The sequence below is a fragment of the Arthrobacter bambusae genome, from assembly GCF_022606295.1.
GTDB classification, from domain to species: Bacteria; Actinomycetota; Actinomycetes; order Actinomycetales; family Micrococcaceae; genus Arthrobacter; species Arthrobacter bambusae_A.
The window spans coordinates 24,144-40,354 of the sequence record NZ_JAHHZS010000035.1 but is presented as its reverse complement, the minus strand read 5'-3'; the positions used below and the strand labels follow the sequence as shown (position 1 = coordinate 40,354).

14 protein-coding genes are annotated in these 16,211 nt (G+C 63.7%); 8 read left to right on the top strand and 6 right to left on the bottom strand.

What is annotated here, in order from left to right; all coding sequences use genetic code 11:
* Positions 1-50 precede the first annotated feature (50 nt).
* Both KNN17_RS18770 and KNN17_RS18765 read right to left on the bottom strand, forming a co-directional pair.
* Positions 51-1,070, bottom strand: coding sequence for a LacI family DNA-binding transcriptional regulator (locus KNN17_RS18770; protein WP_078107629.1), 1,020 nt, complete (start codon positions 1,068-1,070; stop codon positions 51-53).
* Positions 1,071-1,083: 13 nt separating this feature from the next.
* The gene (locus KNN17_RS18765; RefSeq protein ID WP_241710395.1) at positions 1,084-2,286 is read right to left on the bottom strand and encodes a Gfo/Idh/MocA family protein; all 1,203 of its coding nucleotides are present in this window, start codon (positions 2,284-2,286) and stop codon (positions 1,084-1,086) included.
* Positions 2,287-2,513: 227 nt separating this feature from the next.
* Here KNN17_RS18765 and KNN17_RS18760 point away from each other — a divergent pair, with 227 nt between their 5' ends.
* The 5 genes from KNN17_RS18760 (at position 2,514) to aroQ (ending at position 8,822) form a co-directional block, all read left to right on the top strand.
* The gene (locus tag KNN17_RS18760) at positions 2,514-3,494 is read left to right on the top strand and encodes a carbohydrate ABC transporter permease (protein WP_372489702.1); all 981 of its coding nucleotides are present in this window, start codon (positions 2,514-2,516) and stop codon (positions 3,492-3,494) included.
* A 9-nt stretch (positions 3,495-3,503) separates the two neighbouring features.
* Entirely contained in the window at positions 3,504-4,418 is a 915-nt protein-coding gene (locus KNN17_RS18755) for a carbohydrate ABC transporter permease (protein WP_078107626.1), read from the top strand.
* 77 nt (positions 4,419-4,495) lie between these two features.
* On the top strand, positions 4,496-5,848 hold the full coding sequence (locus tag KNN17_RS18750; protein WP_241710394.1) for an ABC transporter substrate-binding protein: 1,353 nt from the start codon (positions 4,496-4,498) through the stop codon (positions 5,846-5,848).
* Positions 5,849-6,013: 165 nt separating this feature from the next.
* On the top strand, positions 6,014-8,218 hold the full coding sequence (locus KNN17_RS18745; RefSeq protein ID WP_241710393.1) for an alpha-galactosidase: 2,205 nt from the start codon (positions 6,014-6,016) through the stop codon (positions 8,216-8,218).
* A 139-nt stretch (positions 8,219-8,357) separates the two neighbouring features.
* A complete protein-coding gene (gene aroQ / locus KNN17_RS18740; protein WP_241710392.1) occupies positions 8,358-8,822 on the top strand; it encodes a type II 3-dehydroquinate dehydratase in 465 nt (154 codons plus the stop codon).
* Between the two features lie 201 nt (positions 8,823-9,023).
* Here aroQ and KNN17_RS18735 read toward each other — a convergent pair whose 3' ends face one another.
* A complete protein-coding gene (locus tag KNN17_RS18735; RefSeq protein ID WP_241710391.1) occupies positions 9,024-10,208 on the bottom strand; it encodes a MarP family serine protease in 1,185 nt (394 codons plus the stop codon).
* 247 nt (positions 10,209-10,455) lie between these two features.
* Here KNN17_RS18735 and KNN17_RS18730 point away from each other — a divergent pair, with 247 nt between their 5' ends.
* Positions 10,456-11,133: a Crp/Fnr family transcriptional regulator gene (locus KNN17_RS18730; protein ID WP_011775987.1), complete on the top strand. Its 678-nt coding sequence runs from the start codon at positions 10,456-10,458 to the stop codon at positions 11,131-11,133.
* An 89-nt stretch (positions 11,134-11,222) separates the two neighbouring features.
* On the opposite strand, the gene KNN17_RS18725 is transcribed toward KNN17_RS18730, so the two are convergent.
* The 3 genes from KNN17_RS18725 to KNN17_RS18715 are packed head-to-tail and all read right to left on the bottom strand — an operon-like array spanning position 11,223 to position 12,846.
* Entirely contained in the window at positions 11,223-12,134 is a 912-nt protein-coding gene (locus KNN17_RS18725; protein ID WP_241710390.1) for an NUDIX hydrolase, read from the bottom strand.
* Between the two features lie 17 nt (positions 12,135-12,151).
* Positions 12,152-12,688 carry a RidA family protein gene (locus KNN17_RS18720; protein WP_236812779.1) on the bottom strand — a complete coding sequence of 179 codons (537 nt, stop codon included), beginning with the start codon at positions 12,686-12,688 and terminating at the stop codon, positions 12,152-12,154.
* 2 nt (positions 12,689-12,690) lie between these two features.
* The gene (locus KNN17_RS18715) at positions 12,691-12,846 is read right to left on the bottom strand and encodes a DUF4177 domain-containing protein (protein WP_009359196.1); all 156 of its coding nucleotides are present in this window, start codon (positions 12,844-12,846) and stop codon (positions 12,691-12,693) included.
* Between KNN17_RS18715 and KNN17_RS18710 the strand changes: the two genes are divergently transcribed.
* Both KNN17_RS18710 and KNN17_RS18705 read left to right on the top strand, forming a co-directional pair.
* Positions 12,845-15,166, top strand: coding sequence for a transglycosylase domain-containing protein (locus tag KNN17_RS18710; protein WP_241710389.1), 2,322 nt, complete (start codon positions 12,845-12,847; stop codon positions 15,164-15,166). The two genes, KNN17_RS18715 and KNN17_RS18710, sit on opposite strands and share 2 nt — an antisense overlap.
* Positions 15,159-16,121, top strand: a complete 963-nt coding sequence (locus KNN17_RS18705; protein WP_078107619.1) for a metallophosphoesterase — start codon at positions 15,159-15,161, stop codon at positions 16,119-16,121. Before KNN17_RS18710 ends, KNN17_RS18705 begins: the two co-directional genes overlap by 8 nt.
* Positions 16,122-16,211 lie beyond the last annotated feature (90 nt).

Below are 16,211 nucleotides of genomic sequence, written 5' to 3'. Positions count from 1 at the left end.
ATGAGCCCTCAAAACGACAACAACTGCGACTCAGTTGGGCTGGGAACCCGCTACGGGCACCCGCACGATTGCCGGATCCGCAACTGCGTGGGGAAGACCCTGTGCTGCGGCGGTTCGTTGCGGTTCTCGCCCACCAGCGCCGACACGGCGGCCTCCGCCATGTCCCATACCGGCTGCTCCACAGTGGTCAGGGCCGGCCAGCTGTACTCGGCCTCCACCGAACCGTCGAAGGACGCCACGGCAATATCGTCGGGAACGGACAGCCCGGCCTCGCGGATTGCCCGCAGAACCCCGATTGCCTGCATATCGGAGCTGGCGAAGATCGCCGTCGGACGTTTGTCCGCGGCCAGGAGGAGTTGTCCGGCAGCGTAGCCCCCGGGCCGGTCGAACCCGCCACGTGCCAGCGGCCCGACAGGGAGCCCGGCAGCTTCGAGCGCCCGCCGCCAACCCTGCTCGCGCCCGTCGGCCTCGTCGTCGGCCGTGATCCCCATGGCGAGTCCGATGTTGGTGTGGCCGTGGCCGATCAAATGTTCCACCGCCAGGCGGGCTCCGGCTTCAAGGTCCACGCCTACGCTGTTGAATCCAGGAGCGATCGAGGCGTGGTTCAGCAGGACCGAGGGGATTTCCGCGTCAACAAGCTCCACGAAGTCGGGTTCAAACATGACGCTGGCCAGGACCACTCCATCAACCTGCCGGGCGGCGAGGTTGCGGATGTGGCGGCGTTCTGAGTCCAGCTGGTTGTCGGAATTCGTCAGCAACAAGGCATATCCACGCCCGGCGGCAGCTACTTCCACCGCATGTCCCAACAGCGCCCAGAACGGGTTGCTGGAATCCGGGATCACGAGGCCCAAGGTTTGGCTGGACCCCATTTTGAGCGCGCGTGCGGCGGCATTCGGCCGGTATCCCAGGATCCGGATGGCCTCCTGGACTTTCGCTTCCGTCGCGGGCGCCACCTTCTTGGGGCCGCCGTTCACCACATAGCTCACGACGGCGGTGCTCACCCCGGCGTACCGGGCCACGTCCTTGCGCGTCACCGGTCCGCGCGGGGTGTGCACTGCCGAAGTAGTCATTGGATCATGCTAGCTACAAAGCCTCCGGAGCATCTCCGAAATCGCGGATGGGGAGCCGTTCGCCGCCGCGGAGCGCCGATTCGTGCGCTACGACGCCGGGGAGCGTGTAGCGGGCCGCCACCCACGCGTTGACAGGCGGAAGGCTTCGCTTGTTCACGGCCGTGACGAAGTCGTCCACCAGGAACTGATGACTGCCTTCGTGCCCGTTCGGAGCTCCCTCGAATTCAACGGGCAGCCTGGCGGCGTCGTGCACCGGAGCGAGGCCGGAGATGAAAGCGCCGCGAAGTTCGGGGGCGACGTCCGCCAACGAGGGGTCATCGGGCGACATGCTCGGCTTGGTCTCCACCTGGTCCGAGATGTCGAGTATCCCCTCCTTGTCCTGCCACAACGTCGTGGTGGCCAGCTGCTCGAAGCTTGCCTCGGTGCCGAAGAAGCGGAAGCGCGATTCGCGGATATGCGAGGGGTAGCCCACGCGGCGCATCTCGTTGGTGCGCATCGCGCCGCCGTCGTTCATTTCGAAAAGCGCCGTGGCGTTGGAGAAGTCATTGTCGAACATGCTGACGTCCTTGTCGAAGACGCCGTCGCCGCGATCGTCCTTGACGCCGATGCAGCTGACGCTCACGGCGTGGCCCGGTATGGCGCCCAGTACGCCGCCGATCGCGTGGGTGGGGTACAGCATGGGCGGGTAGCTGGCGGTTGCTTTCCAGTTTTCGCCGCCGCTGTACTGGTAGGCCTCGTAGAAGCCCAGGTCCATGTCGTGGACGTAATCGCCTTCGGTGTAGAAGATGCGGCCGAACTTGCCGGCAGCGTGCTGCTTGCGGGCATAGACGGTGGCGGGGTTGTAGAAGCTGGTCTCTCCCATGGCGTAGACAAGCTTGGTCTCACGCACGGCTTCGATGATTCCGGCGATCTGCTCCTCGGAGATTGCCATCGGAACAGCCGAATAGACGTGTTTTCCGGCGCGCAGCGCCTTGATCACCAACGGCCCGTGCGTCCAGCGCTGCGTGAAGATGGCGACGGCGTCGACGTCGGAGGCCAGCAATTCGTCGAAACTTGCCATGGTGCCGTCCAGCCCCAGCTGTTCCACAGCTTTCGACGCCCGTTCGGGGAGTTCGTCCACGGCGTAGACCGCGGAAACCCCGGGGTGGAGCTTGAAGAGGTGGGCAAATTGGCCGCCGAACTGGCCAAGGCCTACTACTCCCATTGAAAACGTCATTGTTAGCCCTTCGATTCATGTAGGTGGCTTCAGAATGCCCCCGCCGCGCCGGGAGGGGCTCGACGAGTGACTCAGGCCAGTGAATCACTGGGATCTACTCGAGTCAACAAAACGCAATAAATCCAAAATATTCGAACAAAACTTCACAGACTTGCTTGACCCCTTCAGATCTACTCGTGTAGATTCAGGGCAGATGTTAGCCATGTCACACTCACGAAGGGTCGAAGATGACCACCCTCACCAAACATCCTGATCCGGAGCTTTCGGCTTCTGGAAAACCCGGGAACTCGCGGAAATCACGGAAACCGCATAAAAGGGGAAAGCCCGCTGCAGGCTTCCGCGGCATCGGGGACCTCAAGATCGCGCTCCTGTTCATCGCCCCGGCGATGGTCGGCTTCCTGCTCTTCTACCTGGTGCCGACCATCCGCGGCATCTACCTGAGCTTCACCGAGTACAGCATCCTCGGAGACCCCGAATGGATCGGCGTCAAGAACTACCAACAGATCGTGAAGGACCCTCTTTTCTGGAATGCCCTCGGGGTCACGTCGGAATACGTCGTCATCAATATCGTGCTCCAGACGCTCCTGGCCCTCGGCCTCGCAATCCTCATGCACCGGGTCGCCAAGTCAACCCTCATCCGCGGGGCGCTCCTGCTTCCGTACCTCATGGCGAACGTCATCGCCGCGCTTCTGTGGTTCTGGATGCTCGACTACCAGATCGGCATCGTGAACCAGTTCATCGAGTGGTTCGGACTGCCCCGCGTTGCCTTCTTCGGCAGTGAGGAATGGGCCATCCCCACGCAGGCGCTCATCAACACCTGGCGCCATATGGGTTACACCGCGCTGCTGATCTTCGCCGGACTGCAAGCCATCCCCCACACGGTGTACGAAGCCGCCAGCATCGACGGGTCCAAGGCGTTCAGCACCTTCTGGCGGATCACCCTCCCGCTGCTGCGCCCCGTTCTCGTCCTGGTGCTCGTGGTGACCGTCATCGGTTCCTTCCAGGTCTTTGACACCGTTGCCGTCACCACCCAGGGCGGCCCCGTCAACGCAACCCGCGTGCTGCAGTACTACATCTACCAGCGCGCCTTCAACGAGCAAGACTTCGGATATGGCTCGGCCCTCGCCGTGATCCTCTTCCTCATCCTGGCAATCGTGGCCTTCATCCAGATGAAGTTCCTCCGCGGCAACCAGTCGGACCTGGACTAAGGACACAACATGACCACCCTCTCCTCCCCCAAGGCAGCCACCCGCCGTCGTCCGTTCAACTGGCGCCGCACAAGCGCCTGGGTGCTGCTTGCCATCGCCATTGCCGTGAGCGTGCTGCCCTTTTACTGGGTTCTCCGCACGGCCTTCTCCACCAACGGCTCGCTTGCGTCCAACTCGGCAAGCCTCCTCCCCGCCGATTTCAGCCTTGGTGCCTTCAAGCGCGTCTTCGGCCTCCAGACCGCTTCCGAAGCCATCGCCGAGGGCGGCTCCGGGGCCTCCATCAACTTTTGGCAATATCTGTTGAACTCATTGCTGTTCTCAAGCATCACCACCGCGGGCGCCGTATTCTTCAGCTCAATGGCCGCCTATGCCTTCGCACGGTTGCGTTGGAAGGGCCGCGACGGCGTCTTCACCCTTTTCCTCGGCACCATGCTGGTCCCGCCGATCTTCACGGCACTGCCGAACTTCCTCCTCGTGAAAAACCTCGGCCTCCTCAACTCAATGCTCGGATTGGTCCTGCCGTATCTGTTCATGACCCCGTTCGCGATTTTCTTCATGCGGCAGTTCTTCCTCAACATGTCGCGGGAGGTGGAGGAAGCCGCGATGCTCGACGGCGCGAAGCACTGGCGGATCTTCTTCCAAATCGTCATGCCCAACGCCGCCGCACCCATCGCGACACTCGCCCTGCTCACGTTCATGGGCCAGTGGAACGAATATTTCTGGCCCCTCCTGGTCGGGACCTCCGAGGAATCGCGAGTGCTCACGGTGGGACTGGGCGTCTTCAAATCACAGTCCCCGCAAGGCGCACCGGACTGGTCCGGCCTCATGGCCGCGACCCTCGTCTCCGCCCTTCCAGTGCTCATCCTGTTCTCGATCTTCGGCAAGAAGATCGTCAACTCGATCGGCTTCAGCGGCACCAAGTAATCCTTCCCGCCATCACCTCTCCACCAGGGGCCGGTCCATGCCGTGCGCCCGCCCTTCCCCACCCGAAAGGACCCATCATGAAAAAGAAAGTACTCGGCGCCGTCGCCGCTGCCGCTGTGGCCACCCTCGCCCTCTCCGCTTGCGGAAGCGGAGGAGCCAGCAGCGCCGACTCCGCCAAGGGAGAGATCAGCTACTGGCTCTGGGACTCCAACCAGCTTCCCGCCTACCAGCAGTGCGCAGACGACTTCCACAAGACCAACCCGGATATCACCGTCAAGATCACCCAGACGGGCTGGGATGACTACTGGGGCAAGATCACCAACGGAATGGCCTCCGGCACCGCCCCCGATGTTTTCACCGACCACCTTTCCAAGTACCCGGACTTCATCAAGACCAAACAGCTCGTCGCGCTCGATGACGCAGTGTCCAACGACAAGGTGGACCTCACCCAGTACAACGCAGGCCTTGCGGACCTCTGGGTGGGCCAAGATGGCAAGCGTTACGGCCTTCCGAAGGACTGGGACACCGTTGGCCTCTTCTACAACAAGAAGATGGCCGCCGACGCCGGTCTCTCGCCTGAGCAGATGGCCGCCCTGACCTGGAACCCGCAGGACGGCGGAAGCTATGAGAAGGCCATCGCCCACCTCACCGTCGACAAGAACGGCAAGCGCGGCGACGAACCGGGCTTCGACAAGAACAACGTCGCGGTGTATGGACTTGGCCTGCCGGGCTCCGACGCCGAAAACGCCGGACAGACCCAGTGGAGCTTCCTCTCAGCCACCACAGGCTGGAGCGCCACGGACAAGAACCCTTGGGGCTCGCACTTCAACTACGACGACAAGCGCGTCCAGGACACCATCGCTTGGTGGGCTTCCCTTGCCCAGAAGGGCTACATGCCCAAGCTCGAAACCACGGTCGGCGCCAACGCACCCGACGCCTTCGGCGCCGGCAAGGCCGCCATCAACGCCAACGGCGACTGGATGATCGGCCAGTACAAGGGGTACAAGGGCATCGACCTCGGCATCGCCCCCACACCCACGGGAGTTGACGGCAAGAGCGCCTCCATGTTCAACGGCCTGGCCGACTCCATCTGGGCCGGGACCAAGAAGAAGGACGCCTCCATCAAGTGGGTCGAGTACCTTGGCTCCTCTGCCTGCCAGGACGTCGTAGCCGCCAAGGCCGTTGTGTTCCCCGCGATCAAGTCCTCCACCGACAAAGCCGCCGCAGCCTTCAAGGCAAAGGGTATCGACGTCACTGCCTTCACGCAGCACGTGAAGGACAAGTCCACCTTCCTGCTTCCCATCACGGACAACGCCGCCAAGGTCGCGGGCATCATGAAGCCCGCCATGGACGCCGTCATCGCAGGCAAGGCACCGGCAAGCTCCCTCTCAGCTGCGAACGACCAAGTCAACGCCCTCTTCTCGAAATAGTCCCCCGGCGGGAGCCCATCAGCGGCCGGGCTCCCGCTATCCTGATCAGCAACGCCGCAGCCCCCCAAGCAGTCCGGGCGCCGCCGCTTTCACTCCGTTGACGGCGGCGTCCGGACTCTCCATCCCCTCCATCGCGACACACGACTCCCTGAAAGCGAACAGCCCATGGACCCGTTCCACCTCCGTTCCGCCGGCACAAGCCTGGTGCTCAGTTTCGATGACGGAGAGGCTGAAGTCATCCACTGGGGTGCCGATCTCGGCAGCACGCTCCCCGACCTCGCCATCCTGGGCGGACCCATCCCCCACTCCGCCATCGACGTGACTGTCCCGGCCGCGCTCCTCCCCCAAGCTTCCTCAGCATGGCAAGGCCGCCCGGGCCTGCGCGGCCAGCGAACCGCCGATGGCGTCCCCGGACTGGACTTTTCGCTCCGGCTTCGCGTGGTGGACGTACAGGTTGACAGCAGCTCCGCCGTCGCCACTGCCGCGGCCGCCTCTGCAGTGATTGTCCAGCAGGATCCCGACGCCGGAATCACCGTGACGTCCGGCCTCACCCTTCACCCGGGAGGCCTTCTCGAACTGCGCCACACCGCCGTCAACGACGGCACGTCCCCTTTCCAGCTCGACGAACTGGCCACCGTCCTCCCGGTGGGGCCGGACGCCGTCGAACTTCTGGACCTCACCGGCCGCTGGTGCCGCGAACGGCACCCGCAGCGCCGGCCCGTCCAACAAGGGACGTGGGTGCGCACGGGACGCCACGGCCGCACGGGGCACGATTCCTCGCTGCTTTTCGCGGCGGGTACTGCCGGATTCGGGAACCGCCACGGGAAGGTCTGGGCCACGCACTTGGCGTGGAGCGGCAACCACGAAGAATTCGCCGACACCGTGGCCGATGGCCGCACCATGATCGGCGGTTCCGAGCTCCTGGGCCCGGCCGAAATAGTGCTCCAGCCCGGCGAAAGCTACACCACGCCTGCACTATTTGCCGCCTACTCGGACCGCGGACTGGACGGCATCAGCGAAGCTTTCTACGGCTGGTTCCGGTCCCGCCCGCATCATGTCGTTCCCGCGGCTTCCACGGGGCTCCCCGCCGGCAAGCCCCGCCCCGTGGTCCTCAACACCTGGGAGGCCGTGTACTTCGACCACCGGCTGGACACCCTGCTGGAGCTCGCGGAGTCCGCGGCGGAACTGGGCGTTGAGCGCTTCGTGCTCGACGACGGCTGGTTCCGCGGCCGCCGCGACGACCATGCGGGCCTGGGCGACTGGTACGTTGACCGAACCCTTTGGCCAGATGGGCTGACGCCGCTCATCGAGGCCGTGAATTCGCACGGCATGGAGTTCGGACTCTGGGTGGAACCGGAAATGATCAACCTAGATTCCGATGTTGCACGATCGCACCCCGACTGGATCGTGGGCCCCGCAGCCCTCTCCCACAAGGACGGCGGCCGCCTTCCCCTGGAATGGCGGCACCAGCACATTATCGACCTCGTCAACCCCGCAGCCTGGCGATACGTCTTCGACCGGATCGACGCGCTCCTTCGGGAAAACAACATCAAGTACCTCAAATGGGACCAGAACCGGGACCTCAGCGAGCACGGCCATGCAGGGCGGGCCTCCGTACATGGGCAAACCCTGGCCGCCTACCGGCTCTTCGACGAGCTCCGCAAAGCCCACCCCGGCGTCGAAATCGAAAGCTGCTCTTCCGGCGGTGCCCGGGTGGACCTCGGCATCCTTGAGCGGACCGACCGGATCTGGGGATCGGACTGCAACGACGCCCTCGAGAGGCAGACCATCCAGCGCTGGACCGGCGTCGTGGTTCCGCCGGAACTGGTGGGCGGGCACATCGGACCCACCACCTCGCACACCACGGCCCGGACGCACGATCTCTCCTTCCGCGCCATCACTGCGATGTTCGGGCATTTCGGCATGGAATGGGATGTCCGGCAGGTCCAGGGCGCCGAACGCGAGGAACTCAAGCGCTTCATCGGCCTGTACAAGGAGCACCGCGGGCTCGTCCACAGCGGGCGGATGGTGCGTGCAGACGTCCCGGACGACTCGCTGATGGTGCACGGCGTGGTCTCCGACGACGGCGGCTCCGCGCTGTTCGCCGTCGTCAGCACCCGGACGTCGTTTGCCGAACAACCCGGGCGCGTGGCCGTTCCGGGCCTCGATCCCGAGCGTTCCTACATGGTTCAGGCCATTTTCCCGGCCCCCGGCGACGCCGACTATGCCCGCACGTTCACCCAGGTGCGGCCGCCGGCATGGCTGCCGTCCGGGGCTGAGGCAAGTGGCCGCTTCCTTGCTGAGGTGGGGCTTCCCATGCCGGTCCTGAATCCGGAACACGCGCTGCTGCTCCGGATCACGGCTGTGTAGTTGCTGTTTGGTGTTTCTTACGCTGCATATGGGAGGGACGCAGCCGGGCGGCGTAAACCCGGCGGCGTAAGCCGGGCGGCGCAAGCCCGGCGGCGTAAGAAACGCCAAGCAGCCTCGGCGCACCTATAGATTGGGAGTTATGACTGAAGCTCCCACCGCCACCGCAGCCGGTCGCGGCACCATCCTCGTCCTGAACGGCCCCAACCTGAACCTGCTGGGCACGCGCGAGCCGGAAAAGTACGGCACCTCCACGTTGGCCGACGTCGAACAGCTCGCCATGGCAGCCGCGGAGGCCAACGGCTTCACCGTGGACTGCGTCCAGTCAAACCACGAGGGCGACCTCCTGGACGCCATCCACGGCGCACGCGGAACCGCTGTCGGGATCGTCATCAACGCGGGAGCATACACGCACACTTCCGTGGCACTGCGGGACGCGCTTGCGGCAGTGCAGCTTCCCGCCGTCGAGGTCCACATCACCAACGTGCACCAGCGCGAGGAATTCCGGCACCACTCCTACCTGTCCCCGGTGTGCTCGGCGGTGATCGTCGGCGCAGGAGTTCAGGGCTACAAGCTGGCCATCGACTACCTCGCCACCGCGGTCTAGTCCCTCGAACGGAGCGGGGTTGCTTGGGGGGCACCCTGTATCCCCACGTCCCCTCCGGACATGCCCACTCTTCAAGCCCAAGGCTGGACATGTCCGCCTCATCCCTGGGGACATGCTCATTCTTCGCGGCCAGCACTGGACATAAACGCAATATGTCCAATGCTCAAATCAAACGCAGAGCATGTCCCTTGGTGGGCAGGGCTACTTCTTGGTGCACTGCCCCGAAGACACTGCCGCGCTCAGGGATGATGCTTGCTGGGCCACCGGCGAGAGCTCGTCCATGGTGAGGGCGTAGCCCACTGCCACATCCGAAGTGGTCTTGGCGAAGACCACGCCGGCAACCTGCCCCTGGGTCGTCAGCAGCGGACCGCCCGAGTTGCCCGGCTGCACGTCTCCCGCAATCTTGTAGACCTGTTCCGGGGACGGGTTGTTGCCATAGATGTCCGGGACCAGCAGGGTCGAGATTCCCTCCACCGCAGCCGGTTTGGACTGGAACGGACCACCGTGGGGGTAGCCGGCGAAGGCCGCGGGCGAACCGGCCGGAAGGTCGGCGCTCAACTGGAGAGGCGCCGTCGGGAGCCCGTCGACGGCGACTACGGCCAGGTCGCGCTGGCTGTCGAAGTAGACCACACGGCCTGGCAACGCACCGCCGTCGGGGATTTCCACCACGGGCTGCGACACACCAGCCACGACATGCGCGTTGGTCACCACACGGCCAGGGGAGACGACGAAGCCGGAGCCCGTCTGGTTTTGACCGCATTGGTAGGCCGTACCGGCAATCTTCAGCACGGAATGGGCCGCATTGTTGAGTGCGGGAGTGTCCGTGCTGGTGTTTGGAATCGGGACGGGCGCCACGGGGCCGATGCCCTCGATGAGCTGCGGAATCCCGTTGCCCATGACCGTGGAACGCAGTTGCGCGACGCTTGCCTTGACGGGCGTTGGCGTCATGGTGTCGATGAAGCGGATCACCTTGGAACCTGCCAGCTGCTGCGAAACGAAGGGCACACCCAGGGAACCGATGCTGAACGCCAACAGGGACATGACCAGTGCCGCGACAACCAGGCTGACAAAACCACCCAGCAGACGGTCGAGTGCGTGCAAGGGCTGGATGCGCACGGCCTTGCGGACCTTTTGACCGATCCAGGTGCCAAGCCCGTGCCCCAGGACAATGAGCACCACAGCCGAGCCGATAATGGCGGTCAGCCTCCAACCGCTGTCCTTTACCCAGTCGCCGACGAGCGGAACCGCTATAAAGGCAGCCATTGCGCCCACGGCGAAGCCTGCGATTCCACCGAGCGTCACGAAGAAGCCGTTGCGCAGTCCGTAGATCAGGTAGGAAAGAAGCGTCAAAATCAACGCCAGGTCCAAGATGGTCAAGCCGAACACCAATGCTCCTCACAGCCGAGTAAGCCCCAATTGTAGTTGCACAGACTGACAGCTTCCCTTCGGAAGCAGGCGGTCGTCCAGGTGGCGAAGCCCCCGCCCAGCGGAGCAGTCCCAGAGAGTTGGGGCCCGATTTTGGGCCTGTTCCGCGTGATTTCGGGCGTTTCGGCTGCCAAGTACGTCACAGACGCGACAAAATTCTGAAACAATGGCTGAAGCGCCCCAGCCGAACTTTTACTCAGGAGATTTCATGGATATCGAGGTATTGCGCCGCGCACCCCTCTTCGCCACCCTTGACGACGACGCTTTCCGTCTGCTGACGGACGAACTCACAGAGGTGGACCTTTCACGCGGAGCGTCTGTTTTCCGTGAGGGAGATCAGGGTGACCAGCTGTACTTCATCGTGTCCGGCAAGGTTAAGCTCGGCCGCACCTCTCCGGATGGCCGCGAATCCCTGCTGGCCATCCTGGGCCCGGGCGAGCTCTTCGGCGAAATGGCCCTGTTCGACCCGAGCCCGCGCACCGCAACGGCTACGGCCGTTTCCGAGACGCGACTGGCCGGCCTGAAGAACGAAAGCCTCAACGCCCTGCTGCGCACTCGTCCCGAGGTTTCCGCGCAGTTGCTGCAGGCACTCGCCCGACGTCTGCGCCGCACCAACGACTCCCTGTCCGACCTCGTGTTCTCGGACGTCCCGGGCCGCGTCGCCAAGGCCCTGCTGGATCTCGCCGACCGCTTCGGCCGGCCCGCGACCGACGGCGTCCTGGTGGCCCACGAACTCACCCAGGAAGAACTGGCCCAGTTGGTCGGAGCTTCCCGCGAGACGGTCAACAAGGCCCTCGCCGAGTTCGTCCAGCGCGGTTGGCTCCGCCTGGAAGCCCGCGCGGTAGTCATCCTGGACATGCAGCGCCTCCGCCAGCGCTCCCGGTAATTTCTAGCGACACAGAAAATGCCTGGCGACTCCGGAATTCCGGAGTCGCCAGGCATTTTTCGTATCGCCAGCGTCGCAGGTCGTCGTCGTCAGCGCTCCCGCTGCGGCTCCCCTGAAACCGTGCGGGCGGCTTCGACTTCGAGCATGAGCGCACCATCCTCTTCAATGAGCCGCGGCTGATATATATGCGGCTTGCGTTTGTAGCTGAGGTACGCGATGCAGCCTTGGGCGGCCGCCATCTTTTCGAGAATGATCTCCGAGCCGGGCACCAGCAATTGGCCCAATGACAAACCGACCGTGTTTTCCTGGCCGACTTCGTCCCCAAGCTCCGTGGTCTCGCGATCGGCCATGAGTTTGGAAACGCATACCCAACGCCCCCAGACGCCCTTGCTCGCCAGCAGCGAAGGCTGTTGGTTCACAGGAAGAGTCGCCGCGAAGTAGCGGGTGTTGAAGCGCCGATGCGCAAAGTCCGGGCTGAGCCAGTTGACGAGCGGCTTGAGGAGGTCCGTCCGGAGCGACAAGCCGCGCTTGGCCAGGACATCCGTGAACGACTTGTCCTGGGCAGCTACGGCCTCGCGCGCCTTCATCCACTCGGGAGTCGAGGTTGCCTCGACCGTGGAGGACAAGTCGGGACCGGCCAGCAACACGCCGGTTTCCTCGAACAGCTCGCGGATGGCGCCCACCACGTGGCGGCGGGCAAGTCCGACGTCGGCAGTTCCCAGCGCGTCAGCCCAATGCTGGGGCGAGGGGCCGAGCCAGCCGAGGGCGTCGTCGTCGCTGGGTTCCAGCGATCCGCCGGGAAACGCGACAACACCCAACGGCGAGGAACCGGGACGGTAACCCATCCACGTTTCCAGGCCGGTAGGCGAATCGCGGAGCAGGACAACAGATGATGCGAAGCGCGCGGCGCGGGGGGCCCGTTCGCCGAGTTCAAGCCAGTTCCGTGCTGCCCCTTCTAATTCAGGAGGTAACGCAAACAGGCGTCGGGCAAGTTGTGGCAATTGAGTGAACCGGTTCCTTAGCTGAATTCAGCGATCAACTCGACCTCGACGGGAGAGTCGAGCGGAAGGACTGCAACGCCGACGGCGGAACGCGCGTGCTGCCCTTTGTCGCCGAAGACACGCCCGAGGAGCTCGGATGCACCATTGATAACACCGGGCTGGCCGGTGAAGGAGGCATCGGAGGCCACGAAGCCGACGACCTTCACGATGCGCGTGATGCGGTCGAGGTCTCCGATGACGCTCTTGACGGCAGCCAAGGCATTGACCGCGCAAACGGCTGCATACATCTGCGCGTCTTCCGGAGACACCGTGGGCTCTTCCGAAAGGCCTTCCTCGCCGCTGGAGACTTTGCCCGTAGCTTCGAGTTTGCCGTTAATGAAGGGCAGTTGTCCGGAAGTGTAGACGTGGTTGCCGGAGACGATGGCCGGAACGTAGGCGGCCACTGGAGCGGCTACAGCCGGCAGGGTCAGTCCCAGTTCGGCAAGGCGCTGCTCGACGGCGGATGCCGGAGCTGTGGAATCCGCGCCAACTGTGGCTTCTGCGGGGGTTGTCATTGTTACTGCTTCTCCCTCTTCAAGTATGCAACAAGTCCGTTTCCATCGGGTCCGGGGACAACCTGGACGAGCTCCCAGCCGTCCTCTCCCCACTGGTCCAGGATCTGCTTTGTAGCGTGAATGATGAGCGGAATCGTCGCGTACTCCCATTTGGTCATGAAAGAAAGACTAGCCCTTGCCGGTAAAGTGGTGAACATGGTGACTCGTAGGAACCCTCTATTCGACACTGCCACCACTCTTGGAAAGATCCTCGGATTCCTCGGTGTGAGCGCTATTTGTGGTGTCCTGGTGGCGGGCTTGCTCGTCCCCGCGGCCGCCGTCTCAGGCAGTGCGGCGAGTGGGTCCATCCAGTTCTTCGATACACTGCCGGCGGAACTTACCGTGAACCCGCCCAGCCAGGCGACCACCATCCTGGCCGCGGATGGCAGCCAGATCGCCTCGGTCTACTCTGAGAACCGCACACGGGTCTCGCTCGACCAGATGAGCCCCTTCATCAAGGACGCGATCGTGTCGGTCGAGGACAGCCGCTTCTATGAGCACGGCGGCATCGACGCCACCGGCATCATGCGCGCCATTGTCAGCACAGCGCGCGGCCAGAAGCAGGGCGCTTCCACCATCACCCAGCAGTACGTGAACAACGTCATTAACGAATCCCTCGTGTCCCAGGGCCAGTCGGCCGATGTCAAGCTCAATGGCGTCAACAAAGGCGTCGGCGACAAGCTCCGGGAAATGAAGCTGGCCATCGCCCTGGAGAAGAAGTTCTCCAAGCAGCAGATCCTTGAGGGCTACCTCAACATCGTCTTCTTCAACAAGGATGCCTACGGCATCGAGGCCGCCTCAAGGCTCTTCTTCAGCACCAGCGCCAAGGACCTCACGTTGCCGCAGGCCGCCTTGCTGGCCGGCGTCGTCAACAGCCCGTCCTACTACGACCCGGTCACCAACCCGGACCACGCGAAACAGCGTCGCGACTTGGTGCTGGGCCTCATGCTTGACCAGGGAAAGATCAAGAAAGCTGACTACGACGCCGCGATCGCGACGCCGGTAACCACCAAGGTCACGCAGCCTCGCCAAGGCTGCGCGTACGCGGCTATGGCACCGTATTTCTGCGACTACGTGTTGCACTTGCTCTACAACAACCCGGCCTACGGCGCGACTCCGGACGAACGCGAAAACCGCGTCGCACGCGGCGGCCTCACCATCCAGACCACTCTCGATCCCAAGGCCCAGAACGTCGCCCAAGCCGCGGTTGATGCATCCGCTGGAGCCAACCCGGACAAGTGGGGCGCTTCCTTGGTTTCGGTTCAACCGGGCAGCGGCAAGATCGTTTCCATGGCCCAAAACACGGTGTGGCTACCGGCTGATGGGAAGTTCCAGGCCGAGCAGAACTTCAACGTGGACAAGCTCGATGCCAACGGCAACGATCTCAACGGCTTGGGTGGTTTCCAGCCCGGTTCCACCATGAAGCCCTTTACCTTCGCCGAATGGTTGAACGAGGGCAAGTCCATGAACACCGTGCTGGACGGCACCGTCCGGCGGTACCCGCAGAACTTCCCGTGGAAAAACACCTGCCCCGCTCCAACAGTCGGTTGGTACGACAGCACCAACGGAACCTATGATCTTCAGAACGACGAAGGCGGCTACTACAAACCTATGACCGTGGAGGATGGGTTGGCCAACTCCATCAACACGATCACATTTGCTACGGCGGCAAGGGTTGACCTGTGCGGCATCCAGAAGATCGTCGATGCTGTTGGCATCCACGGTGGCCTCCCCAACGCAAGCACTGGCGACCCGAATCCCAAGGTTCCCATGACCACGCTGGGTAACCTGATCGGTTCCACCCAGACCGCGCCCTTGACGATGGCCAGCGCCTTCGCCACGTTTGCCAACAACGGCCAGTACTGCGAGCCGATCGCCATCACTTCGGTAACCGACCAGACGGGCGCCAAGCTGCCGGCCCAGTCCACGAGCTGCAAGAGCGCGGTCACCCCTGAGGTGGCCCACGGGGTGGCCCTTGCGATGCAAGAGGTACTTAACAAGGGTTCCGGTTCGCTGATCCAGCCCCGAATCTCCACCAAGACTACGTTCCCCGTCGCGGCCAAGACCGGCACGAATGACACCAACAGCTCCACTTGGGTGGTCGGTTACACCTCTGGCCTTGCGACCGCGACATGGTTCGGCGATCCGCTGGGCAACCAGCAACGGCCAGGTCAGAATGTCACCATCAACGGAAAGTTCTACAAGGGCGTTGACGGTTACATGCTCGCCGGGCCGCAGTTCTCCAATTACATGTCCCAGATTGCACCCGCCTATGGCACCAATCCGTTCCCGGCTCCGCCGTCGAACTTGACGGATCCACCCGGGTACCGGACGTCGACCCCGAGCAACACCACTCCGAACAACACCATTCCGGGGAACACGAGTCCGACCACCCAGCCGAGCAGCAACGGAAACGGCAATGGAAAAAAGAATGGCTAACGGCTCCAAGCCCGTCATTGCATCGCTGGCAAGCCGCGTCCGAAGCATCGGACGCGGCTTTGCCGTCGCCGCAGGGGCGGGTGCAACCGCCGGCGTAGCGGGCTTTGCCTATGGCCTCTGGGAGAAGAACCAGTTCGTTCTCCGGGAGGAAACCCTTCCCATCCTGCCGGCAGGCTCGGCTCCCCTCCGGGTGTTGCACATAAGCGACATCCATTTCGTCCCGAGCCAACGCAAGAAGGCCGAATGGCTGCGTTCGCTCGCTGCGCTTGAACCTGACCTCGTGGTGAACACGGGTGACAATCTCAGCCACCCGCACGCCGTCGTGCCGCTGCTGGATGCGTTGCGGCCACTGTTGAAGTTCCCCGGTGTCTTTGTCCCAGGCTCCAACGACTACTACGCCCCCCGGTTCAAGAACCCGACCGCGTACTTCCTCGGACCCTCGCGCGTCAAGAACAACCCGGTGGAGCTTGACTGGCCGCGGCTTCGTTCGGGATTCGGGATGTCCGGCTGGATCGACCTCACCAACAGGCACCAGTCCCTGCCCATCAACGGGATCCGCTTCGATTTCTCCGGAGTCGACGACCCCCATCTGAACCGGGAGCGCTACGCCGGCTGGCCACGCGGCACTGCCGGACAGGACTCCCGCCCGCACCTGCGCGTTGCCGTGATCCACGCGCCCTACCAACGGGTCCTGGACCACTTCACGAACGACTCAGCAGACCTCATCCTCGCCGGACACACCCACGGCGGCCAGATCTGCATCCCCGGTTACGGCGCCTTGGTTGCCAATTGCGATCTCCCCACCTGGCGCGCCAAGGGCCTGCACGACTGGGAAAACAACGGACGCACGACGCCGGTCAACGTCTCAGGCGGCATCGGCACCTCACGCTTCGCCCCGGTCCGCATAGCGTGCAAGCCTGAGGCGGTACTGCTGACACTCACGGCCCGCCGCTAGCCATCGCCCACCACCGAGCATGCGCAACGCTTCGCGCCAAGGACGGACATGTCCGCCCGGCACCAATGAGCATGCGCAACGCTTCGCGCC

Coding starts and splice junctions, on each gene's coding strand:
- KNN17_RS18750 (WP_241710394.1), top strand. CDS start 4,496: ATGAAAAAGAAAGTACTCGGCGCCGTCGCCGCTGCCGCTGTGGCCACC.
- KNN17_RS18745 (WP_241710393.1), top strand. CDS start 6,014: ATGGACCCGTTCCACCTCCGTTCCGCCGGCACAAGCCTGGTGCTCAGT.
- KNN17_RS18720 (WP_236812779.1), bottom strand. CDS start 12,688: ATGACAACCCCCGCAGAAGCCACAGTTGGCGCGGATTCCACAGCTCCG.
- KNN17_RS18755 (WP_078107626.1), top strand. CDS start 3,504: ATGACCACCCTCTCCTCCCCCAAGGCAGCCACCCGCCGTCGTCCGTTC.
- aroQ (WP_241710392.1), top strand. CDS start 8,358: ATGACTGAAGCTCCCACCGCCACCGCAGCCGGTCGCGGCACCATCCTC.
- KNN17_RS18705 (WP_078107619.1), top strand. CDS start 15,159: ATGGCTAACGGCTCCAAGCCCGTCATTGCATCGCTGGCAAGCCGCGTC.
- KNN17_RS18765 (WP_241710395.1), bottom strand. CDS start 2,286: ATGACGTTTTCAATGGGAGTAGTAGGCCTTGGCCAGTTCGGCGGCCAA.
- KNN17_RS18710 (WP_241710389.1), top strand. CDS start 12,845: ATGAAAGAAAGACTAGCCCTTGCCGGTAAAGTGGTGAACATGGTGACT.
- KNN17_RS18760 (WP_372489702.1), top strand. CDS start 2,514: ATGACCACCCTCACCAAACATCCTGATCCGGAGCTTTCGGCTTCTGGA.
- KNN17_RS18730 (WP_011775987.1), top strand. CDS start 10,456: ATGGATATCGAGGTATTGCGCCGCGCACCCCTCTTCGCCACCCTTGAC.
- KNN17_RS18770 (WP_078107629.1), bottom strand. CDS start 1,070: ATGACTACTTCGGCAGTGCACACCCCGCGCGGACCGGTGACGCGCAAG.
- KNN17_RS18715 (WP_009359196.1), bottom strand. CDS start 12,846: ATGACCAAATGGGAGTACGCGACGATTCCGCTCATCATTCACGCTACA.